The organism is Pseudomonas sp. AN3A02 (genome assembly GCF_011765255.1).
Taxonomy (GTDB): Bacteria; Pseudomonadota; Gammaproteobacteria; order Pseudomonadales; family Pseudomonadaceae; genus Aquipseudomonas.
In genome coordinates this window covers 584,705-605,098 of sequence record NZ_JAARNI010000001.1, presented here as the reverse complement: position 1 = coordinate 605,098, position 20,394 = coordinate 584,705, and the positions used below count along the sequence as shown (strand labels likewise).

The 20,394-nt window shown below is 59.8% G+C and carries 21 protein-coding genes; 12 read left to right on the top strand and 9 right to left on the bottom strand.

The window, feature by feature from the left end; all coding sequences use genetic code 11:
- Positions 1 to 16: 16 nt before the first annotated feature.
- Both HBJ59_RS02840 and rarD read left to right on the top strand, forming a co-directional pair.
- The gene (locus tag HBJ59_RS02840; protein ID WP_167662723.1) at positions 17 to 922 is read left to right on the top strand and encodes a ParB/Srx family N-terminal domain-containing protein; all 906 of its coding nucleotides are present in this window, start codon (positions 17 to 19) and stop codon (positions 920 to 922) included.
- 559 nt (positions 923 to 1,481) lie between these two features.
- Positions 1,482 to 2,366, top strand: a complete 885-nt coding sequence (rarD, locus tag HBJ59_RS02835) for an EamA family transporter RarD (RefSeq protein ID WP_076014825.1) — start codon at positions 1,482 to 1,484, stop codon at positions 2,364 to 2,366.
- A gap of 22 nt (positions 2,367 to 2,388) precedes the next feature.
- Here the strand turns inward: rarD and HBJ59_RS02830 are convergent, their stop codons facing one another.
- Positions 2,389 to 3,075: a spermidine synthase gene (locus HBJ59_RS02830; RefSeq protein WP_167662722.1), complete on the bottom strand. Its 687-nt coding sequence runs from the start codon at positions 3,073 to 3,075 to the stop codon at positions 2,389 to 2,391.
- Between the two features lie 78 nt (positions 3,076 to 3,153).
- Between HBJ59_RS02830 and HBJ59_RS02825 the strand changes: the two genes are divergently transcribed.
- On the top strand, positions 3,154 to 3,441 hold the full coding sequence (locus HBJ59_RS02825) for a hypothetical protein (protein WP_017479183.1): 288 nt from the start codon (positions 3,154 to 3,156) through the stop codon (positions 3,439 to 3,441).
- On the opposite strand, the gene HBJ59_RS02820 is transcribed toward HBJ59_RS02825, so the two are convergent.
- Complete coding sequence (locus HBJ59_RS02820; protein WP_076014807.1) at positions 3,438 to 3,911, bottom strand: cyclic nucleotide-binding domain-containing protein; 474 nt, start codon at positions 3,909 to 3,911, stop codon at positions 3,438 to 3,440. The genes HBJ59_RS02825 and HBJ59_RS02820 overlap by 4 nt on opposite strands.
- A gap of 84 nt (positions 3,912 to 3,995) precedes the next feature.
- Positions 3,996 to 6,050: a S9 family peptidase gene (locus HBJ59_RS02815; RefSeq protein ID WP_167662721.1), complete on the bottom strand. Its 2,055-nt coding sequence runs from the start codon at positions 6,048 to 6,050 to the stop codon at positions 3,996 to 3,998.
- A gap of 21 nt (positions 6,051 to 6,071) precedes the next feature.
- Here HBJ59_RS02815 and HBJ59_RS02810 point away from each other — a divergent pair, with 21 nt between their 5' ends.
- Genes HBJ59_RS02810 through HBJ59_RS02800 form a run of 3 tightly spaced genes read left to right on the top strand, consistent with a single transcriptional unit; the run spans position 6,072 to position 7,978 of the window.
- Entirely contained in the window at positions 6,072 to 6,617 is a 546-nt protein-coding gene (locus HBJ59_RS02810) for an MFS transporter (protein WP_167662720.1), read from the top strand.
- Between the two features lie 30 nt (positions 6,618 to 6,647).
- Complete coding sequence (locus tag HBJ59_RS02805; RefSeq protein ID WP_003210683.1) at positions 6,648 to 7,424, top strand: class II glutamine amidotransferase; 777 nt, start codon at positions 6,648 to 6,650, stop codon at positions 7,422 to 7,424.
- 11 nt (positions 7,425 to 7,435) lie between these two features.
- Positions 7,436 to 7,978 (top strand): DUF2937 family protein, encoded by a 543-nt coding sequence (locus tag HBJ59_RS02800; protein WP_017479178.1) that lies wholly within the window; start codon positions 7,436 to 7,438, stop codon positions 7,976 to 7,978.
- A gap of 110 nt (positions 7,979 to 8,088) precedes the next feature.
- Here the strand turns inward: HBJ59_RS02800 and HBJ59_RS02795 are convergent, their stop codons facing one another.
- Positions 8,089 to 9,027, bottom strand: a complete 939-nt coding sequence (locus tag HBJ59_RS02795; protein WP_167662719.1) for a LysR family transcriptional regulator — start codon at positions 9,025 to 9,027, stop codon at positions 8,089 to 8,091.
- Positions 9,028 to 9,203: 176 nt separating this feature from the next.
- On the opposite strand from HBJ59_RS02795, the gene HBJ59_RS02790 reads away from it, so the two are divergent.
- The 3 genes from HBJ59_RS02790 to HBJ59_RS02780 are packed head-to-tail and all read left to right on the top strand — an operon-like array spanning position 9,204 to position 11,568.
- Positions 9,204 to 9,947, top strand: a complete 744-nt coding sequence (locus HBJ59_RS02790) for a 5-oxoprolinase subunit PxpA (RefSeq protein WP_076014803.1) — start codon at positions 9,204 to 9,206, stop codon at positions 9,945 to 9,947.
- Positions 9,944 to 10,648 (top strand): allophanate hydrolase subunit 1, encoded by a 705-nt coding sequence (locus HBJ59_RS02785; RefSeq protein ID WP_167662718.1) that lies wholly within the window; start codon positions 9,944 to 9,946, stop codon positions 10,646 to 10,648. The genes HBJ59_RS02790 and HBJ59_RS02785 overlap by 4 nt, the downstream gene beginning before the upstream one ends.
- On the top strand, positions 10,645 to 11,568 hold the full coding sequence (locus HBJ59_RS02780) for a biotin-dependent carboxyltransferase family protein (RefSeq protein WP_167662717.1): 924 nt from the start codon (positions 10,645 to 10,647) through the stop codon (positions 11,566 to 11,568). Before HBJ59_RS02785 ends, HBJ59_RS02780 begins: the two co-directional genes overlap by 4 nt.
- 136 nt (positions 11,569 to 11,704) lie before the next feature.
- Here the strand turns inward: HBJ59_RS02780 and HBJ59_RS02775 are convergent, their stop codons facing one another.
- From HBJ59_RS02775 to HBJ59_RS02765, 3 genes are all read right to left on the bottom strand, one after another.
- Complete coding sequence (locus HBJ59_RS02775; RefSeq protein ID WP_003210689.1) at positions 11,705 to 12,883, bottom strand: VWA domain-containing protein; 1,179 nt, start codon at positions 12,881 to 12,883, stop codon at positions 11,705 to 11,707.
- Positions 12,884 to 12,894: 11 nt separating this feature from the next.
- A complete protein-coding gene (locus HBJ59_RS02770) occupies positions 12,895 to 13,740 on the bottom strand; it encodes a MoxR family ATPase (protein ID WP_003210690.1) in 846 nt (281 codons plus the stop codon).
- Positions 13,741 to 13,976: 236 nt separating this feature from the next.
- Positions 13,977 to 15,053: a DUF748 domain-containing protein gene (locus HBJ59_RS02765; RefSeq protein ID WP_167662716.1), complete on the bottom strand. Its 1,077-nt coding sequence runs from the start codon at positions 15,051 to 15,053 to the stop codon at positions 13,977 to 13,979.
- A 123-nt stretch (positions 15,054 to 15,176) separates the two neighbouring features.
- Here HBJ59_RS02765 and cysK point away from each other — a divergent pair, with 123 nt between their 5' ends.
- Together cysK and HBJ59_RS02755 are read left to right on the top strand one after the other, a co-directional pair.
- Positions 15,177 to 16,151, top strand: coding sequence for a cysteine synthase A (gene cysK / locus HBJ59_RS02760; RefSeq protein WP_063032516.1), 975 nt, complete (start codon positions 15,177 to 15,179; stop codon positions 16,149 to 16,151).
- A gap of 186 nt (positions 16,152 to 16,337) precedes the next feature.
- Positions 16,338 to 17,276 carry an aspartyl/asparaginyl beta-hydroxylase domain-containing protein gene (locus HBJ59_RS02755; RefSeq protein ID WP_076014799.1) on the top strand — a complete coding sequence of 313 codons (939 nt, stop codon included), beginning with the start codon at positions 16,338 to 16,340 and terminating at the stop codon, positions 17,274 to 17,276.
- Between the two features lie 258 nt (positions 17,277 to 17,534).
- Here the strand turns inward: HBJ59_RS02755 and HBJ59_RS02750 are convergent, their stop codons facing one another.
- Positions 17,535 to 18,074, bottom strand: a complete 540-nt coding sequence (locus tag HBJ59_RS02750; protein ID WP_167662715.1) for a hypothetical protein — start codon at positions 18,072 to 18,074, stop codon at positions 17,535 to 17,537.
- A 429-nt stretch (positions 18,075 to 18,503) separates the two neighbouring features.
- Here HBJ59_RS02750 and HBJ59_RS02745 point away from each other — a divergent pair, with 429 nt between their 5' ends.
- The gene (locus tag HBJ59_RS02745) at positions 18,504 to 19,364 is read left to right on the top strand and encodes a DMT family transporter (RefSeq protein WP_076014797.1); all 861 of its coding nucleotides are present in this window, start codon (positions 18,504 to 18,506) and stop codon (positions 19,362 to 19,364) included.
- 109 nt (positions 19,365 to 19,473) lie between these two features.
- On the opposite strand, the gene HBJ59_RS02740 is transcribed toward HBJ59_RS02745, so the two are convergent.
- Positions 19,474 to 20,370 carry a DMT family transporter gene (locus HBJ59_RS02740; RefSeq protein ID WP_167662714.1) on the bottom strand — a complete coding sequence of 299 codons (897 nt, stop codon included), beginning with the start codon at positions 20,368 to 20,370 and terminating at the stop codon, positions 19,474 to 19,476.
- Positions 20,371 to 20,394: the final 24 nt, after the last annotated feature.

The following is a 20,394-nucleotide window of genomic DNA, read 5'->3' as shown; positions in this document are numbered from 1 at the left end:
TTAAGGATTGAAATTCATGCGTTTGTTATTAGCCTTGCTGTTGTGCGCGAGCACCTTTCAAGCCCAGGCGTTCTCCACGCCCAAGCCGGGCCAGGTGATTGAGGTGGCACTGGAACAACTTCATCCGACCCAGGCGGTCATCGGCTTTGATCAGATCCATTACAAACTGGGGGCGTTTGCCGAATCACCCAAGTTGGTGTTCGACGAATATTGCGAAACCAATGGCCAGGGCGGCACCAAAAAGGTTCCCAAGGATGCGAACCTGCAGAATCCCGACAGCTTCACCTGCAAGGAGCCGGTGGGCGCTCATCCGGCGGACATGAAAACCGTGGTGGTCGGTCCTGCAGGCCAGTTGTACCTGACTGACGGTCACCACAGTTTCAGCACTTTGTGGGAACAGCCGGGCGCCGGGCCGCAGTTGAAGATGTGGGTAAGGGTGACGGACGATTTCAGCAATAGCCCGGACATGGCCACATTCTGGAAACGTATGGAACAAGGCCACAAGGTCTGGCTCAAGGACCGCAACGGCCAAGCCATAACGCCTGCGCAACTTCCCGCGCACTTGGGCTTCAAGAACCTGAGTGACGATTCCTTCCGCAGCCTGGTGTACTTCGCCCGCAAGGCGTCCTATGGCAAACCGAATTCGGGCGCGGTCGTGCCAGAATTTCTAGAGTTTTATTGGGGCAACTGGCTGCGGCCGCTGATTGACCTGCGCGCCTTCAACCTGAACAAGCAGGGCGGGTATCAGGATGCGATCAAAGCGGTTGCCCAGCGCATGGTCAGCCTGGCGCCGGATGCGCCGGTGGGAGACAGCGGCTTCAACGCCCGGCAACTCGGCGGTTTCACCACGCTGAATCGCAAAGAACTGAAGAGTACCTTCGAAAAGAAAGTGCCCTACGTTATCGACAGTAGAAGCAAATAGTTGGCGGCTGGCGGGGGCGACCTTGTGTCGCTTCTGCAAAGCGTATAACGGCTAAATATACAGTAATGGTCGACCTGATATCGATATAAACACCGTTAATTAGATGAAATCTAAAAATAGTTAGAGCGGGCAAGAAAGTAGTGGACTAACTTTGTCAGCTTCTTTAGTGTGGCGTCTCCTGGCCCACTGTCAGGTGTTCAATGGCTCAGGTCTTTCCTGGCAACTGTTAGTTTCCCGTAAATCGGGATTTCCCTTCACGATTTCAACCCCTGTGGCTGACGTTGTGGCGTTTCAAATCAGAGTCGCTCGTCCAGAGCGTGCTGCTTCCAATGACCGAAACCGGGTTGGTTGAAGAGTCTGATGATCGTCTTGAAAATAATAAAAAAACCGACGAATTAACCTGTTCTTGTAAGTTTATAACTTGGGGCTTATGTCTTCGTGAGTTATAAATTTGTGGTGTCTGTTAATAAGTTATGATGTTCATCTCGCTCCTATTCGCACTGCGTGAATATAACGACCGGCTTCAATTTAAAACATGCAATTTTTTGTAGAGGCTGTTGTGTCTAAAGGCGTTGTTCTGGCGGTTTCCGCTTCCTTCCTGTTTGGCGTGCTGTATTTCTTTACCTCCCTTCTTGAGCCCTTGAATGGTCAGCAGATATTTGGCTGGCGAATGCTCATTTCGTTGCCCTTCATGACGCTGCTGCTGGTCCTCTCCGGGGACTGGAAGTGGGTGCCGCTGATCTATAAACGGCTGCGGGAGAAACCCGCCCTACTGCCCTGTGTCGTGGTCACCAGTGCGCTGGTGGGGGTGCAGTTGTGGATATTCATGTGGGCGCCCCTCAACGGCCACGGCCTGGATGTGTCGCTGGGCTATTTCCTGTTACCGCTGACCATGGTCATCACTGGCCGCATCGTTTACGGCGAACGCCTTTCACATCTGCAAAAGATTGCCGCAGCGCTGGCGGCGGTGGGCGTGGCCAATGAGTTGTACCGCACGGGCGGGTTCTCCTGGACCACGCTGGTGGTGTGCGTGGGTTATCCAATGTATTTCGTGCTGCGTCGGCGCTGCGGGACCGACAACCTGGGCGGGCTGTGGCTGGACATGATGCTGATGATCCCGGTCGCACTGTGGTTCGTCGTGGGTGGTGAACCCATCGGCGAGACCCTGGCGCAGCGCCCGGCGCTCTATTGGCTGGTGCCACTGATGGGGTTGGTCAGCGCAGCGGCGGGTTATTCCTACATCATGGCCAGCCGGCTGTTGCCGTTCAGCCTGTTCGGGTTGCTCAGTTACGCGGAGCCGGTGCTGCTGGTGGCCGTGTCGCTGATGCTGGGAGACGCCCTCAAACCGGGCCAGTGGATGACCTACCTGCCGATCTGGCTGGCGGTGGTGGTGTTGGTGCTGGAAGGCTTGAGGCATTTGAATCGACTGCGCCGGTCGATCTGACGGCAACCCACGCAGTTAATGCTTAGCCCTTGAGCTTTTCAGCAATCCAGATGGTATGCCGCGTGCCCTTGTTGCCATGGGCAAACACCTGCACTTCCTCGGCCTTGAAGCCGGCCTTGCGCAGTTTTTCGCTGAACTGTTTGTCGGCGCTGGCCGACCACACGGCCAGCACGCCCTTGGGCCGCAGGGCCTTGGCGCAGGCGCTGAGGCCGCCGGCGGAATACAGCCAACTGTTGGCTTTTTGCGTCAGGCCTTCGGGGCCGTTGTCGACGTCCAGCATGATCGCATCAAAGCCCTGGGGCTCGGCCTGCAGCACCTTGGCCACGTCTTCCAGGCGGATCACGGTGCGCGGGTCCAGCAGCGGGCGGCCGGACTTTTCCCCCAGCGGCCCGCGATTCCATTCCACTACGCCGGGCACCAGCTCGGCAACCACCACTTCGGCGGTTTTACCCAGGTGCTTGAGCGCCGCAGCCAGGGTAAAGCCCATGCCCAGGCCGCCAATCAACACCCTGGAGCCGGGCCGACCGGCGACTTTACGGCACGGAATCTCCGCCAGCGCATCCTCGGAACCGTGCATACGGGTGTTCATCAACTGGCCACCGTCACCGCCCTGAATCTTGATGACAAAATCCTCACCGTATTCGAACAGGCACAAGGCACCGCCGTTGTCGGGGATCGGAGTGGTGTCCAGCAGAACAAAACGTTTCATGGAAATCTCATTGGGAAGGGCATTCTTGCGCGGTTGGGAGTAGCCTTACGACTTTACGGTCAGGCCATGGAGCCATCGATGAAGTGCAGCATTCTAACGGTCATTGTGTGGAGCGCGCTCGCCCTTGGCGGTGTGGCCCAGGCTCAGGAGTCGCAAACCGTACCGATTACCCCCGCGCCCACGGCGGGTTCGCCGGGTACTGCAACGCCCACACCGTACCCGCAAGTCACGCCACCGGCGACGCCAAAGGCGGCCGGCAGTGGTGAACCGTTGTTGGCGCCTATCGTGCTGCCCACGCCGCCGAAGGACCAGACAATCCCGGGCTTGCAGCAGAACGACATCAAGCCCAAGACCCCAGGCGGTTAAAACTGCTGGGACAGCAATTGCCCGTCCGCCATGCGCAGGCGCCTGGACAGGGCGATAGCAATCGCACGAATGATCTTGGCCGCGATTTTCGGTGCATCGTTGAGCATTTTTTCCAGGGAATCCTTGCCCAGGTTCAACAGCACGCAATCGCTGGCTGCCACACAGCTGGCGGACCGGCGCTCGCCATCCAGCACGGCCATCTCGCCGAAGGCCCGTCCACTGCGCAAGGTGGCGATGGTCAGCCGCTGACCTTCATGGTTGGTCTTCTGCACCGCCACCTGGCCTGAGTGGATGATGCACATGAAGGTGCCGGCGTCGCCCTCCAGAAATATCACTTCATCGCGGGCGATGGTGCTGATGTTGAAATAGCCCGCCGCTACGTGGAAGTCTTCCGGCAGCAACGGGTCGAACAGGCCGCAATCCATCAGCATGTCGCGGATTTCGTTATTGAGTAAGGTCGGTTCTGGCATGAGGCTTACAGTCTTCGTCCATAAATCGTGCAGGGCGCGCGCCCGGCGGTCAGGTGTTCAGACCCGTCCGCCAGGCGGAGTTCCTTAAATCAGCCCCAGCGCCTTGAAAACAAATGCATATTCGAGTGCTACGTCACGTAATCCCTGGTAACGCCCACTCATGCCGCCATGGCCTGCGCCCAGTTCGGTCTTGAGCAGCAGTAGGTTATCGTCGGTCTTGGTATCGCGCAGCTTGGCCACCCACTTGGCCGCTTCCCAATATTGCACGCGGCTGTCGTTGTAGCCGGCGATCACCAGCGTCGCAGGGTAAGCCTGGGCGCTGACGTTTTCGTACGGCGCGTAGGCCTTGATCCGCTCATACACCTCGGGCTCTTCAGGGTTACCCCATTCGTCGTACTCGGTGATGGTCAGCGGCAATTCAGGGTCGAGCATGGTGTTGAGCACGTCGACGAACGGCACTTCGGCAATCGCCGCCTGGAACAGCTCCGGGCGTTGGTTGAGCACCGCGCCAATCAACAGGCCGCCGGCGCTGCCGCCGCTGATGGCCAGTTGCTTGGAGGTAGTCAGGCCCTGGGCGATCAGGTGTTCGGCGCAGGCGATAAAGTCGCTGAAGGTGTTTTGCTTGTGCTCCTGCTTGCCGGCGCGGTACCAGGCTTCGCCCAGTTCGCCGCCGCCGCGCACATGGGCAATGGCGAAGGCCACGCCACGGTCCAGCAGGCTCAGGCGGGCGTGGGAGAACCACGGGTCGAGGCTCTGGCCATAGGCACCATAGCCGTACAGGTAGAGCGGCGTTGGCTTACCCAACTGGTCGCGTCGGACTACAAGGCTAATCGGCACCTGAATGCCATCGGCCGACGTCGCCCACAATCGTTGGCTGACGTAGTCGTCGGCGTTGAACACCCCCAGCACCGGGGTTTCCTTGAGCACTTGTTGTGCGCCGCTGGCCAGTTCCAGCTGACGGACCTGGGCCGGGCGGTTCAAGGCTTCATAACGCAGGCGGATCTTGTCGCTGACAAATTCCAGACTGTTTTGCACATAGAGGCTGTAGGCCGCATCCGGTAATTCCACCCGATAAGCGGCCTGGCCTTGTGGGCGCACTTCGATGATCGGCAAACCACCGATCCGCAAACTCAGGGTCATGGCCCGGGCGTTGAGGCTCACGCCATCCAGCATCACGGCGTCGTCGTGGGGGATCAGGTTCTGCCAGTCGTCTTGGGTCGGCACGCTGCCGGTGTCGGCGGCCTGGAACAGGGCGAAGTTGATGCCGTCGCGGTTGCTGCGGATAAACCAGGTCCACTGGTCGTCCAGCTTGCCGTGGTCGACGTCATATTCATGGCCTTCGACCCGTGGTGCCAGGCAGGTAAACGCCTGCTGCGGCTGCTCGGCGTCCAGGGCCCAGATTTCGCTGGTGGTCTTGCTGCCCAGGGCCAGCAGCAACTGGTGCTCGGAACTTGAGCGGTAGCAGTGCAGGAAGAAACGCCCGTCGGGCTCGTGGAACACTTCTTCGGCGGCGGTGCCGTCCAGGCGATAGCGATACAGCTTGTGCGGGCGGTGGGTGTCGTCCAGTTCAGTGAAGAACAGGGTCAGGCTGTCATTGGCCCAGGTCATGCTGCCGTCGCAATCTTCGAACTCCAGTTCGCTGACCTTGCCGGTGGCCAATTCCTTCACGTAGAGGGTGTAAATCTCTTCGCCATTGGTGTCCAGGCTGTAGGCCAGGCGCTGGTGGTCCGGGCTGATGCTGAAGGCACCAAGGGAGAAAAAGCCGCCATTGGCCAGCACGTTCGGGTCGAGCAGCAGCTCTTCCGCGCTTTCGTCGACCTGTTGGCTGTCATCCGCCGGGCGCGGGCAGCGGTAGTGGCGGGCGTATTCGTCGCCGGCGGTGGTGCGGGTGTAATACAGGTACGGGCCCCAGGGCGAGGGCAGGGACAGGTCGGTTTCGAGGATGCGGCCCTTGATCTCTTCGAACAGGGTCTCGCGCAGCGCCTGTTGGTCGGACAGTTGAGCGTCTTGCCAGGTATTTTCCGCCTTGAGGTAATCGAGCACCTCGGCGCTGTCCCGCGCTTGCAGCCAGGCGTACGGGTCGGTGCCTGGGGCCTTGCGGGCGATCGGGGCGGCAGTGATGTGGGTCGATGGGGGCATGGATCACTCTCTGTCTGGCGGTTGGCCGACGGCATTGCAGCCTCGGCACTGAAAAGCCGTTATCATAGCGGCCTGTTTGCCTACCTTGCCATGGACACCATGACCGAGAACGACTATCTGATCGCTTGGGGCCTCTACGCCTTCGCAGCCCTGGGTTGCCTGCTGGTGTGGTTTGCCATGACCCGCTGGATGTGGCGCTGGCTGCGCGAGCCGCTGCGGTTGCTGATGGCGGTGCTGCTGTTCAGCCCGACCATTGTCGACCCGGTGAAGACCCAGTTCGCCCCGGCCGTCGCCATCACCGCCCTGGACCTGGTGCTCAAGGTCGGCAACAACGCCTGGCGGGCGATTTCCGATTTGTTCATGTACTCCATGATCGCGTTTGGCGTGTACCTGGTGTTTGTGCTGATCCGCTGGCCCATCGAGCGTGCCTCCAGGGCCCGCCGGGAGCAGAAGGCCGCCGCTGCGGCAGCCGCTGCCGCCGAGCCGGATGACGACGAACCCTTCGCCGATGAGCGATACGGTCGCCCGGCCCCTGTCAGCGGTATGCGGGTCGAACCGCGCCTTTAACGTTGTACGCCCTGTATCGAGAAGCCTGGCATGTGTGAATTATTGGGCATGAGTGCCAACGTACCGACCGATATCGTCTTCAGCTTTACCGGGCTGATGCAGCGCGGCGGACGCACCGGCCCCCACCGCGACGGTTGGGGCATCGCCTTCTACGAAGGCCGCGGCCTGCGGTTGTTCCAGGACCCGGCGGCCAGCAGCGAATCGGAAGTCGCGCTGCTGGTGCAGCGTTATCCCATCAAGAGTGAAGTGGTGATTGGCCATATCCGCCAGGCCAATGTCGGCAAGGTGTGCCTGTCCAATACCCACCCGTTCGTGCGTGAACTGTGGGGCCGCAACTGGTGCTTCGCGCATAACGGCCAACTGGCGGACTTCAACCCCCGCGCCACGTTCTACCGCCCGGTGGGCGATACCGACAGCGAAGCGGCGTTCTGCGATTTGCTCAACCGTGTCCGCGAAGCGTTTCCGGAGCCGGTGGACATCGAACAGGTGCTGCCGGACCTGATCGCCGCCTGCAGCGAATACCGCAGCAAGGGCGTGTTCAATTGCCTGCTCAGCGACGGTGACTGGCTGTTCTGCTATTGCTCGACCAAACTGGCACAGATCACCCGGCGTGCGCCGTTTGGCCCCGCGCGGTTGAAAGATGTCGACGTGATCGTCGATTTTCAGGCCGAAACCACGCCTAATGATGTGGTGACGGTGATTGCCACCGAACCCCTGACCGAAAACGAGACCTGGACCCGCTACGAACCGGGCCAGTGGAGCCTGTGGCGACGCGGCGAATGTGTCAGCCAAGGCAAAACGGAATAAGGACGTCGAATATGTTGCTCAGCTATTTGCGACTGGTGTTGTTTGCCGTGGGTCTGTTGGTCGGTGTGCAGGTACCGGGGTTTATCAGTGACTACGCCAAGCGCGTCGAAGCCCACCTGATCGAGGCCCAGACCGGCCTGCGTGGCTTTGATGCCACGGCGCAGCAGTTCTTCAACGGTGACTTGCAGGCGCTGGTGGCCCACTACCGTGCCAGTGACGACCCGGTTTTTCGCAGCGATGCCAACAGCCTGGGCACGTTGCTTGACCGCCAGGTGGCGCTGGATAAACAGTTCCAGGCGATGCAGGGCCCGTGGTACATCCGCGCGCTGCAAGTGGCCGTGGCCGCCGACCCGGCGATTCGCCAGGAAACCTGGAACGGCTACAGCTACATGCTGTTGCTGACCCCGGAAGCCATGGGCTGGGGCCTGGGCGGCGCGATGCTGTTGTCGTTTGGCCTGGAATGCCTGTTCCGCCTGATCGACTGGGTGGTGTTGGGCGGCAAGCGCCTGCGCCAGAGCCGGCCGATTGAAGAGCGGGACCTCAAGGGGCTTTAAAGGCTGACGCGGTCAAATTGTGGGAGCGGGCTTGCTCGCGAATGCGGTGCGTCAGTGACATATAGGTTGGCTGGTACACCGCATTCGCGAGCAAGCCCGCTCCCACAGTTTTAAATCGGTTCCTTCAGTGGCATGGGTTTGCTCAGCACCATCAAACCCTCGCCGACCTTCTGCGCATACCGCCCCACCACGCTCTGGCACAGCGCCACAATCTCCTCCACCAATTCCACGCCCACTCGCCACGACACCACCACCTGCAGGTTCGGCGGTCGTTGTTCCATGGGCAGCATGGTCAATTCTCCTCGTGCCAGCTCTTCACTGACCAATACGGGCGGGAACGCACCAATCCCGAACCCGTCCCGCAGCAGGCGAGTGATCGCTGACACCGAGTTCACACAGTTCATCCGTGGGGAGGATACGCCGTTAGCCTGCATCAGGCTGAGCACATCCTGGTGCGGACAGGAGTTTTTCGAGTAGGTGATGATGCGCTCCTGGGCCAGTTCGGCGAGGGACGCGTAGTCACGGTTGTAGATCGAGTGGCTGGCGACGATCCAGCCCATTGGGTGGCTGGCCAGTTCCAGGCTGCGCAAGGTTTCCTGGCGCAGCAGGTCGGTTTGCAGGATCAGGTCGAGAAAGCCTTTTTGCAACTGATCGCAGAGGTTCAGCGCGGTATCGGCGACCAACTCGATTTCTACCCGCGGAAAGTTGTCCGTCAGTTCTGCCACCAGCGCGCTCAGCCAGGTGTGGATCACCGTGTCCATCACCCCGATGCGGATGCGCCCGACCTTGCTGCTGGTGGTTTCCAGGGACTGCTTGAGCCCTTGCATGGTCGCCATCATCTGCTCGGCATAATCGAGCACCTTCAAGCCTTCCGGCGTCAGGCTCACACCTCGGGAATCGCGCAGGAACAGCTTCACCCCCAATTCGCTTTCCAACACGGCGATGCGGCTGGAGATCGAGGCCTGGGTAGTGAACAGCTTCTCTGCCGTGAGGCGAAAGCTCTTGAGCTTGGCCACCCAGACGAAGGTTTCGAGGAACTTCAAATTCATGGGATCAACTTTTCTTATGCATGGATTGTTTTTTATTAGTTGGACGCAGCGTGCCGCAACCGCCAAAAATCGAGCTGTCTCACGATAAGCGTCGTTGGGGCTCGGGACAACATCGTTGCGAGATCTTGGTAAAAGATCCCACACTACAAAAAAATAAAGCCTACAGGAGCCCTACCGTGAGCCGCCTGCTATTGAACTGCGACATCGGCGAAAGCTTTGGCAACTGGACCTTGGGTCTGGACGCCGAGGTCATGCCGTTCATTGACTGCGCCAACGTTGCCTGCGGTTTTCATGCGGGCGACCCGAGCATCATGCGCAAGACCGTCAGCCTGGCCTTCGAGCATGGCGTGCAGGTGGGTGCGCACCCGGCGTACCAGGACCTGGTGGGTTTCGGCCGCCGTTCCATGGCCTACACCCCACAGGAAATCCAGGACCTGTTGCATTATCAGATTGGCGCCCTCGACGGCATTTGCCGGGCTCAGGGTGGGCGGGTCAGCTACGTCAAACCCCATGGTGCGATGTACAACGACATGATGGCCAAGCCGGCGCAATTGCGCGCGGTGATCCAGGCCGTGGCGGCCTACGACGCCAGCCTGCCCTTGATGCTGATGGCCACCCGCGACAACAGCGCCGCCCAGGCCCTGGGTGACGAATATGGCGTGACCCTGTGGTTCGAAGCCTTCGCCGACCGTGCCTATGACAGTGCCGGGCATCTGGTCTCCCGCCAGTTGCCGGGGGCGGTGCATCACGATCCGGAAAAGATCATCCAGCAAGCCTTGATCATTGCTCGCGGTGAGCACCTGGTCGCCAGCGACGGCAGCCCGCTGCACCTGCAGGCCAATACGTTGTGTGTACACGGCGATAACGCCAGCTCGGTGGCCGCCGTGCAGCGCATCCGCGAGGCGTTGACCCCAGCATGAAACCACGGATTGAAGTCGTAGCCATCGACAGCCTGATGGTGCGCCTGTTTGATGTGATCGCCGAAGACAACATGCCCTGGATGCTCGCCGCCACCCGCCGTTTGCGGGAAGGTTTTGGCGCGGCGCTGGTGGACCTGGTGCCGTCCTACACGACCCTGATGGTGCATTACGACCTGATGGCGCTGAGCCCGGCCCAGGCGCGGGAGCTGATCGATCAGGCGCTTAAAGCACTGCAACCAGAGCCCAAGGGGAGCGGGCAATGCCATGTGTTGCCGGTCTGGTATGACTTGAGTGTCGGCCCCGAGCTGCCGTTACTCGCCCAGCGCAGTGGGCTGGCGGTGGAGGAGGTGATCCGCCGCCACAGCCAGCACGAGTACCAGGTCTTCGCCTTGGGCTTTGCCCCGGGGTTTGCCTTTATGGGCCTGGTGGACGAACTGCTCGCAGCACCTCGGCTCAATACGCCGCGCAAGCGGGTGGCGGCCGGCAGTGTGGGGATCGCCGAGCGGCAGACGGCGGCCTATCCGGTGGTATCGCCGGGTGGCTGGAACCTGATCGGCCGCACACCGGCCAAGTTGTTTGATCGCGAACGCGACGGCTACAGCCTGATGCAGCCGGGGGACACCGTGCGTTACGAAGCGGTCAGCCATAGCGAATTCATCAACCTGGGTGGCGATGACACACCGTTGGAGGCCCAGGCATGAGCCGCTTGTTGATCGAGGCCAGCACCCCGCTGTGCCTGTTGCAGGACGCCGGACGTTTTGGTGTGAGGCATTTGGGCGTGACCCAGGGCGGCGCGCTGGATTGGGTGTCGATGTCGTGGGCCAATTGGTTGCTGGGCAACTCTCTGGATGCGCCTGTGGTGGAAATCACTTTGGGTGGTTTCACCGTGCAGGCCGAGGATTACTGTCTGCTGGCATTGGCCGGGGCGGATTTGGGCGCTTATGTCGATGAAAGAGCGATCAGCCCGGGGCGCACCTTTATTCTGCAAAAAGGCCAGCGATTGCGGTTTACCCAGCCGTTCAGCGGCGCGCGGGCTTACTTGGCCGCGCCGGGCGGGATTGATGCGCCGCAGGTGCTGGGCAGTTGCGCCACGGTGGCGCGTGAAGAACTGGGTGGGCTGGATGGCTTAGGCCGCGCGCTGGCGGAGGGCGGGCAACTGGCGTACTCAGGTGTGGGCGGCGCGATGCGGGAGTTGTCCGCCGGGCAATTGCCGAAACTGGATTCGAAGGCGCCACTGGAGGTCATCCTCGGGGCGCAGATCGGCCAGTTCGGCGGGCAGAGTCTGTTTGATGTGTTCAACAGCGAATGGACCCTCGACAGCCGCGCCGACCGCATGGGCATGCGCTTGTTGGGTACGCCGCTGGAATATCAGGGGCCGTCGCTGATTTCGGAAGGCATCCCGCTGGGCGCGATCCAGGTGCCACCGGATGGGCAGCCGATCGTGTTGCTCAATGACCGGCAGACCATTGGCGGTTATCCGCGACTGGGGGCGTTGACGCCATTGGCGCTGGCACGGCTGGCCCAGTGTTTGCCGGGGGAGAAAGTGAGGTTGGCGCCGGTGGTGCAGGAGACGGCGCATCGGCAGCAGGTGGAGTATTTACGCCGCTTCGCCAGAAACTAAAGGCCACCGCAGGACAAAGTGTGGGAGCGGGCTTGCTCGCGAAGGCGGTGTATCAGCCAATATATCCGGTGACTGACACCGCGCTTTCGCGAGCAAGCCCGCTCCCACATTTGTTCGTGGTTGTCTGGGAAACGGGTTACTTCGACAAAAAGCGCATCCCTTCCTCAAGCCCACGCAACGTCAACGGAAACATCTGGTCCTCGATCAAGTCTCGAACAATCCCGGTGGACGCCGTGTAGCCCCAGGTATCTTTTGGATACGGATTTATCCAGATCAGCTTCTTGTACTTCTCCATGAACCGCTGCATCCACACATAGCCTGGTTCTTCATTCCAATGCTCGACGCTGCCACCGGCCTGTGTGATTTCATACGGCGCCATGGCCGCATCACCGATAAAGATCACTTTGTAGTCGGCGCCGTACTTGTGCAGCAAATCCTGGGTCGAGGTGCGTTCCGAACCCCGGCGCATGTTGTTCTTCCACACCGATTCATAAATGAAGTTGTGGAAGTAGAAATACTCCAAGTGCTTGAACTCGGTCTTGCACGCTGAGAACAGCTCTTCGCAGGTCTTCACATGGGCATCCATCGAGCCGCCGATGTCGAACAGCAACAGCAGCTTGATGGTGTTACGCCGCTCCGGGCGCATCTGGATATTCAGCAACCCGGCATCCCGCGCCGTATGGTCGATGGTGCCGTCGATGTCCAGCTCTTCCGCCGCCCCCTGACGCGCGAACTTGCGCAGGCGGCGCAGGGCGATCTTGATGTTGCGGGTGCCCAGTTCCACCGAGTCATCGAGGTTCTTGTACTCGCGCTGGTCCCAGACCTTGACCGCCTTGCCCTGGCGCTTGCCGGCATCACCCACGCGAATGCCTTCGGGGTTGAAACCGCCGGAGCCGAACGGGCTGGTACCGCCAGTGCCGATCCATTTATTACCGCCGGCGTGGCGTTCCTTTTGTTCTTCGAGGCGTTTCTTGAATTCTTCGATGAGCTTGTCGAGGCCGCCGAGGGACTGGATCTGCGCGCGCTCTTCGTCGGTCAGCGAGCGTTCGAATTCCTTGCGCAGCCAGTCTTCGGGGATCAGTGCCTGCAGGTGATCGTCGAGCTTTTCCAGGCCGTTGAAGTAGGCGCCGAAGGCCCGGTCGAACTTGTCGAAATGCCGTTCGTCCTTCACCAGGATCGCCCGGGCCAAGTAGTAAAACTCGTCCATGTCGGCGAAGGTCACCCGCTGTTTCAGCGCGTTGATCAGGTCCAGCAGCTCACGCACCGACACCGGCACCTTGGCTGCACGCATTTCATTGAACAGGTTGAGCAGCATGGCAATCGCCCTTATCGGTTACCGCGACGGCTCATGAACGCCAGCCGCTCCAACAACTGCACGTCTTGCTCGTTCTTCACCAGGGCACCGGCCAGGGGCGGGATGGCTTTGGTAGGGTCGCGCTCGCGCAGTACCGCTTCGCCGATGTTGTCGGCCATCAGCAGCTTGAGCCAGTCGACCAGTTCGGAGGTGGACGGTTTTTTCTTCAGGCCCGGGACTTTGCGCACGTCGAAGAACACATCGAGGGCTTCGCTGACCAGGTCTTTCTTGATGTCCGGGTAGTGCACGTCGACGATCTTTTGCAGGGTGGTGCGGTCCGGAAAGGCGATGTAGTGGAAGAAGCAGCGGCGCAGGAACGCGTCCGGCAGCTCCTTCTCATTGTTGGACGTAATGATGATGATCGGGCGCTTCTTGGCCTTGATGGTCTCATCGATTTCGTAGACGTAGAACTCCATCTTGTCGAGTTCTTGCAGCAGGTCATTGGGGAATTCGATGTCGGCCTTGTCGATTTCATCGATCAGCAGGATGACCCGCTCCTCGGACTCAAAGGCTTCCCAGAGCTTGCCCTTTTTCAGGTAGTTGCGTACGTCGTGGACCTTGTCCACGCCCAACTGCGAGTCCCGCAGGCGGCTTACCGCGTCGTACTCGTACAGGCCCTGATGGGCCTTGGTGGTGGACTTGATGTGCCAGGTGATCAGCTTGGCGCCAAAGGATTCGGCCAGTTGCTCGGCGAGCATGGTCTTGCCGGTGCCCGGTTCGCCCTTGACCAGCAGTGGCCGTTCCAGCGTGATGGCGGCGTTGACGGCCAGTTTCAGGTCATCTGTGGCAACGTAGGCCTGGGTGCCTTCGAACTTCATCTATCAATCCTCGAACGTGACGCCGAACGGTCCGGGACCGAAGCGGGCGAGTAATCAGCTTGCCCCGACTATACCGCGCAGCCCCGGCGACTGTGAACGCAGACGGGCTATTCAGTCTCTGAATTGTAGGAGCGAGCTTGCTCGCGAAAAACGTCAACGATGACGCGTGCATTCTGAATAAACGCGGCGCCTTGAGGCTTTTCGCGAGCAAGCTCGCGCCTACAGGGGCCAATGTTTCAGTCTGCGCTGGGCTTGGGCTGTTCGTAGCGGGCGTTGAAGGCCTGAACGAAACCATTACGCAAAATCTGCAAAAACGCCTGGAACGCGCTGATATCTTGCTGGTGAACGTTGCCACTCAGCTCCACGCGGGTGGCGAACTGGTTTTTACGCTGATTCTTCAGCACCGTTTCGCTGACACCGACCACCGCCTCCCAGATCGAGCGGAAGATGCCCTTGTCCTTGTTCTCCACATCCTGTTGCCAGTTGAACACCTCGACGTTGCGCAGCAGGGGCTTGATATAGCCGGTCAACTGGCCTTTTTCAGCCTGGGCCTCCACCACCAGGTCGCCGTTGCCCGCACTGAAGTCGAACTTGCCGTAGGCCGAGGCGAAGTCATTCATGCGCTTGAGTTCGATGTCCCGGGCCCGGAAACGGAATTCGAAGTTTTCGAAATTGCTCAACGGGTCGAACGTGGCGGTGGCTTCCAGCGGCGCCTGGCCCAAAAACAGCGCCTTGCCGTCGAAGCGCGCGTCGCGCTGGCCTTTGACGTCCACCACATTGGTCAGGTTGTAGAAGCTGGCGTTGACCTGGGTCGCGTACATATTGACCGGAGGTTTCGAGCTGAAGTTGTGGAAGGCGATTTTCCCGTCGTCGATGCGCACCTCGTTCAGGGTGATCGGCAACAGTTTGCTCAGTTGGGCCCGCCAGTCGGTGCCTTGACCTGTCTGGGATGCCTGCTTGTTGGTGCCGCCGTCGACGAAGTTCAGCTCCGGCTTGATGAACTGTGCCTCCGCCACCACTGCATGGTCGTACCACAGCGAATGCCAACTCACCGACAGGTCGATCACCGGCGCCTTCACGAACGGTACCGGCACCTTGCCGTCGACCTTGACGATCTGCAACCCGTTGATTCGATAGGCGCCGCGCCACAGCGCCAGGTCGACATCGGTGACCTGGCCGCGGTAATCGCCCATGTCGGCGAGTTTGTCATTCAGGTAATTGCGCACCAGATAGGGCAGGGCGATATCCAGGACGACCAGCAGTACCACGACCCCGACAAGGGTCCAGAGCGGCCAACTGTAGCGACGTTTCATAGGAATTTTCTCCATCCGTGTAGGCGATTGACTCCTACAGCCGCTGGACGTTCGCTTGACTGGACGCTTCGCAACACGAGGCATACCCTTGGGACCTTCCTGAAATTGCCTTAAGGACCTGTTATGAGCCGCATTTTTGCAGACAACGCGCACTCCATCGGTAACACGCCCCTGGTTCAGATCAACCGCATCGCCCCGCGTGGCGTGACCATCCTGGCCAAGATCGAAGGGCGTAACCCGGGGTATTCGGTGAAGTGCCGGATTGGCGCAAACATGATCTGGGACGCCGAAGGCAGCGGCAAACTCAAACCGGGCATGACCATTGTCGAGCCGACTTCCGGCAATACCGGGATCGGCCTGGCGTTTGTTGCCGCCGCCCGTGGCTACAAGCTGTTGCTGACCATGCCCGCCTCCATGAGCATTGAGCGACGCAAGGTACTCAAGGCCCTCGGCGCCGAACTGGTGTTGACCGAGCCGGCCAAGGGCATGAAGGGCGCGATCGAAAAAGCCGGCGAAATCCTCGCCAGCGACCCGGCCAAGTACTTTATGCCGGCCCAGTTCGAAAACCCGGCCAACCCGGCGATCCACGAGAAAACCACCGGTCCGGAAATCTGGAATGACACTGATGGTGCGGTAGACGTGCTGGTGGCGGGCGTGGGCACTGGCGGCACCATCACTGGTGTGTCGCGCTATATCAAGAACACCCAGGGCAAGCCTATCTTGTCGGTCGCGGTAGAACCGATCAGCTCGCCGGTGATTACCCAGGCGCTGGCCGGTGAAGAGATCAAGCCCAGCCCCCACAAGATCCAGGGCATTGGCGCCGGGTTTGTGCCGAAAAACCTCGACCTCTCGATGGTCGACCGGGTCGAACTGGTCAGCGACGAAGAGTCCAAGGCCATGGCGTTGCGCTTGATGCAGGAGGAGGGGATTTTGTGCGGTATCTCCTGCGGCGCGGCAATGGCCGTGGCGGTGCGCCTGGCAGAGAAGCCGGAAATGCAGGGCAAGACCATCGTGGTGGTGCTGCCGGACTCCGGTGAACGTTACCTGTCGAGCATGTTGTTCGCCGATTTGTTTACCGATCAGGAAAACCAGGCTTGATTCAAATCAGCGCGATAGCGCGGCCCTTATGCATAATTGGCCCGTTATCGCGCACCGCTAGATGCTGATTGTTGGAGTGCGCGGGTTTTTCCCGAGGCCCGGAGTGTTTATCATGGCCGGCTGCTACGTCTGGTTTCCCCATAACGGGAGGCTAATGGCCAGACGCCTATTTCCAGGAGTTGCTGCATGACCTTTTCTTTGGCCGCCAAACTGTCGGTGTTGCTGCTGTTCATCGGCAGCACGCTGTATGTGCATTTGCGTGGCAAGGCCCGTTTGCCGATGTTGCGTCAGTTCGTCAACCATTCGGCGCTGTTCGCCCCGTATAACGCCTTGATGTACATCTTTTCCGCCGTGCCGTCCAAGCCGTACCTGGACCGCAGCAAGTTTCCGGAGCTGGACGTGCTCAAGGACAACTGGGAAGTGATTCGCGAAGAGGCCATGCACCTGTTTGACGAGGGCTACATCCGCGCGGCCGAGAAGAACAACGACGCCGGTTTCGGTTCGTTCTTCAAGAAGGGCTGGAAGCGTTTCTACCTCAAGTGGTACGACAAACCGTTGCCGTCGGCTGAATTGCTGTGCCCGAAAACCGTGGCCCTGGTCAGCAGCATTCCCAACGTCAAGGGCGCGATGTTTGCCCTGTTGCCCGGTGGTAGCCACCTCAACCCGCACCGTGACCCGTTTGCCGGTTCCCTGCGTTACCACCTGGGGCTGTCCACGCCCAACTCCGACGACTGCCGCATCTTCGTCGACGGCCAGGTGTATGCCTGGCGTGACGGTGAAGACGTGATGTTCGACGAGACCTACGTGCACTGGGTGAAGAACGAAACCGAGCACACCCGGGTGATCCTGTTCTGCGACATCGAACGCCCGCTGAGCAGCCGCGTGATGACGCGCATCAACCGTTGGGTCAGCGCCCAGTTGGGCCGCGCTACCGCGCCGCAGAACCTGGATGATGAACGCGTTGGCGGGATCAACCAGGCGTATGCCTGGAGCAAGCGCTTCAGCGACAGCTTCAGCGGCGTGGTCAAGCAGTGGAAGCGCAAGCATCCGAAGGCTTATCGCATCCTGCGGCCGGTGTTGGCGGTGGTGGTGCTGACGGCGTTGGGGTATTGGTTGTTTGGTTGATTTATGTGCCTGAGATGAAAAAAACCGCTCTGTTTGAGCGGTTTTTTTATGGGTGGGTTATTTGCGTCCCGCCAATACGCCTGTTGGCTCGTCGACCCCCTCAAGGAGGGCTCGGAGGATACGCGGATCAATAGCTGGGGGCTCATCGTTAAGCCGTTCGTGGCTACGGGCTGATTTTTTGCTTCTTGCTGTTTTACTTTCAACGAGACCTTTCATGGTGTCTCCGAATTGATCATTAATTGATCGATGGTCAGGATGCTAAGCGCTGCCTATTTCCTTTGCAAGCCTGCCTGACGCATCGAATGTAAAGCCCAGTTTTTCGTAGGATGGAACTGCACCCGGTAACGGCTCCTGTATTTCGATGGCCTTGCTGCCAACGATCTGTACGTAATGTTCAACGGCCATCAACGCAAGCGGGGCGATGTAACCGCGCAGTGGATGATCGCCTCTGGGTTTTGCTTCTAATCGGACGATTCGCATCCTCAGTCGGCTGTGGTTTGGGTTGGCAAAACACAACCCACAGAGTTCACGATCCAACCAGATTGAGATGTCGAAATACATCAGTTCCTTCGCTTTCCACTGTACGACCTCTTCCCATGAAAAGCAGGACGACTCCCATGTGTGGTAAGCATCCAGAGCAGCGCCATTGATGGCTTCAAATCTGACGTGTGTGAGGTCCGGTAGGCCGCCGGTTGCGTGCTTCAATTTGGTCGGTAACCGGGCAAGTGTTGCGTTGGCGAAGTTGCGGGCTTTTGATCTATTTAATTGGTACCTGAGAAAGGTATGTGGTCGTGGCATTTTTTCTCTTGAGGTCATGGGTGGCTGGTTTTTCCAGCCTAGGCACGCACCCCACGCCTGTCCTTACTGGCCTTTTGGCGAAGTCATTGCAAAGCATGTCCCCAGCTGGTTATAGTCGGCCGCAGGTGTTTTCAAAAACCTTGTTCATCCCCTCAAAAAAGATCAGCACATGCCAGCTTCCTTGCGCATAGCGGTAGTCGATTCAGCGGTCAACGCTGCGGTCGTGCCGTGCGGGAGCCAGCAGCCTGCGCAGATCAGTCACTACCCCCCACCTGTCAGTAGCACGCCGGTGTACGCAGTCGTATCACCGCCGGGTGTTGGCATTTCGGGCTGATCAGCTGATTGCTGTTTCCCTGTGCCCGCCTGAAATAACCTACTGAATTTCAGCCTTTGCTGAGTTGGCTTTTTGCCTGATTACAGGTGGTATCCATGTCTGTTCTTTCGAAACAATCCGTGGCCGCGGCGGCCTCGACGAGCCTGTTTGTCTTGCTGTGGAGCAGCGGGGCGATTTTCTCCAAATGGGGCCTGGCCCACGCTTCGCCCTTTGCGTTTTTGCTGATCCGTTTTGCCATCGCCCTGGCGGGGTTGGTGATACTGGTTCCGATCCTCAAGCTGAAGTTGCCGCGCCCTGGCAGGCCGATGCTCTACGCGGCGGCCACCGGGCTGGTGCTTTTGGGGGCCTACCAGATTTTCTATCTGCTGGCCCTGGACCTCAAAGTCACCCCCGGCATGATGGCAACCATCATGGGTGTGCAGCCGATCCTGACCGTGGTGTTGATGGAGCGTCAGCGTTCCTGGAGCCGGATGTTCGGCCTGGCGCTGGGGTTGGCGGGGTTGATCATGGTGGTGTATCAGGGCATCGGCATGTCCGGCATGTCACTGGCGGGCATGCTCTTTGGTCTGTTGGCCCTGGCCAGCATGACCTTTGGCTCGATCATGCAGAAGCGCATCACCGATAACCCGCTGGGCACGCTGCCGGTGCAGTACTTCGCAGGCTTGTTGTTGTGCTCGGTGTTTGTGCCGTTCCAGCCGTTCCACTTTGAACACAGCAGCGGCTTTTTCGTGCCGGTACTGTGGATGGGCTTGGTGGTGTCGCTGCTGGCGACGCTGTTGCTGTACCGGCTGATCGCTAGGGGCAACCTGGTGAATGTCACCAGTTTGTTCTATCTGGTGCCCGCGGTGACGGCGGTGATGGATTACCTGATCTTCGGCAACAAGCTGGCAATCCTGAGCTTGCTGGGGATGGGCCTGATCATTGTCGGATTGGCTTTTGTGTTCCGTAAGAGCTGATCAACCCCTGCCTTTGTAGGAGCGAGCTAGCTCGCGAAAAACGTCAAGGCGCCGCGTTCATTCAGACACGGCGCGTTATCGTTGACGTCCATCGCGAGCAAGCTCGCTCCTACAAGGATTTAGCCAATTTCCCCGGCCGAAGCACCAGCCACAACGCCCCCGCTATCAGCAGCCCGCCATACAGATGCGCCATGGACAGCGGCTCATCCAGAAGCAATGCACCCCATAACACCCCGAACGGCGGAATCATGAAGGTCACGGTCATCGACTTAACGGGCCCAATGGACGTCAGCAAGCGGAAGTACAGGATGTAGGCAAACGCCGTACACACCAGTCCCAATCCCAGCAACGACAACCACACAGGCCAGCCACCCCAACTGGCCGGTGGATGGCTGATGGCACTCCAGGCAAACAGCGGCAGCAGGAACAGCGTGGCCCCGAGCATGCTACCCAAGGCTGCGAGACGACTGTCCAGCCCGCCCCTTTGATCGAGCCAGCGCCGTGCCAAAAAGCCGGCAAAACCATAGCAGGTGGTCGCCAACAGGCACGCCAGCGCGCCCATCAGCAGTTCCATGTCGAAGGCCACCGGCCCGGCGCGGGTCAGGATGCCCACACCGAACAGCCCCAGGCACACCCCGGCAATTTTCGACGGCGTCAGGCGCTCACTGAAAAACAGCCCGCCAATCAGCACGCCCATCAGCGGCGTCGTCGCATTGAAGATCGCCGAGTAACCGGCCGGCAGCACTTGGGCCGCCACCGAATACATAGTCGCGGGAATCCCCGAGTTGATGACGCCCAACAACAGGACCGTCTTGAACTTGCCCTGGAAATCCCAACTTACCCGCATCATGGCGAGGATCACCAGCAGGCCGGTGGCGGCAATCGACACCCGGAAAAATGCCGTAGGAATGGTGCCGATTTCCGGTGCGATTATTCGCATGAACAAAAAACTCGCGCCCCAGATAGCGGCCAGCACCAACAGGTGCAGGGTGTCGACAGGTCTCACGGAAAAACTCCTGTTTGATAAGGG

Bases quoted from the DNA above. Each gene is read 5' to 3' on its own strand.
- HBJ59_RS02840 (WP_167662723.1), top strand. From the start codon at position 17: ATGCGTTTGTTATTAGCCTTGCTGTTGTGCGCGAGCACCTTTCAAGCC.
- HBJ59_RS02830 (WP_167662722.1), bottom strand. From the start codon at position 3,075: ATGAAACGTTTTGTTCTGCTGGACACCACTCCGATCCCCGACAACGGC.
- HBJ59_RS02825 (WP_017479183.1), top strand. From the start codon at position 3,154: ATGAAGTGCAGCATTCTAACGGTCATTGTGTGGAGCGCGCTCGCCCTT.
- HBJ59_RS02820 (WP_076014807.1), bottom strand. From the start codon at position 3,911: ATGCCAGAACCGACCTTACTCAATAACGAAATCCGCGACATGCTGATG.
- HBJ59_RS02815 (WP_167662721.1), bottom strand. From the start codon at position 6,050: ATGCCCCCATCGACCCACATCACTGCCGCCCCGATCGCCCGCAAGGCC.
- HBJ59_RS02805 (WP_003210683.1), top strand. From the start codon at position 6,648: ATGTGTGAATTATTGGGCATGAGTGCCAACGTACCGACCGATATCGTC.
- HBJ59_RS02800 (WP_017479178.1), top strand. From the start codon at position 7,436: ATGTTGCTCAGCTATTTGCGACTGGTGTTGTTTGCCGTGGGTCTGTTG.
- HBJ59_RS02795 (WP_167662719.1), bottom strand. From the start codon at position 9,027: ATGAATTTGAAGTTCCTCGAAACCTTCGTCTGGGTGGCCAAGCTCAAG.
- HBJ59_RS02785 (WP_167662718.1), top strand. From the start codon at position 9,944: ATGAAACCACGGATTGAAGTCGTAGCCATCGACAGCCTGATGGTGCGC.
- HBJ59_RS02780 (WP_167662717.1), top strand. From the start codon at position 10,645: ATGAGCCGCTTGTTGATCGAGGCCAGCACCCCGCTGTGCCTGTTGCAG.
- HBJ59_RS02775 (WP_003210689.1), bottom strand. From the start codon at position 12,883: ATGCTGCTCAACCTGTTCAATGAAATGCGTGCAGCCAAGGTGCCGGTG.
- HBJ59_RS02770 (WP_003210690.1), bottom strand. From the start codon at position 13,740: ATGAAGTTCGAAGGCACCCAGGCCTACGTTGCCACAGATGACCTGAAA.
- HBJ59_RS02765 (WP_167662716.1), bottom strand. From the start codon at position 15,053: ATGAAACGTCGCTACAGTTGGCCGCTCTGGACCCTTGTCGGGGTCGTG.
- cysK (WP_063032516.1), top strand. From the start codon at position 15,177: ATGAGCCGCATTTTTGCAGACAACGCGCACTCCATCGGTAACACGCCC.
- HBJ59_RS02755 (WP_076014799.1), top strand. From the start codon at position 16,338: ATGACCTTTTCTTTGGCCGCCAAACTGTCGGTGTTGCTGCTGTTCATC.
- HBJ59_RS02750 (WP_167662715.1), bottom strand. From the start codon at position 18,074: ATGCCACGACCACATACCTTTCTCAGGTACCAATTAAATAGATCAAAA.
- HBJ59_RS02745 (WP_076014797.1), top strand. From the start codon at position 18,504: ATGTCTGTTCTTTCGAAACAATCCGTGGCCGCGGCGGCCTCGACGAGC.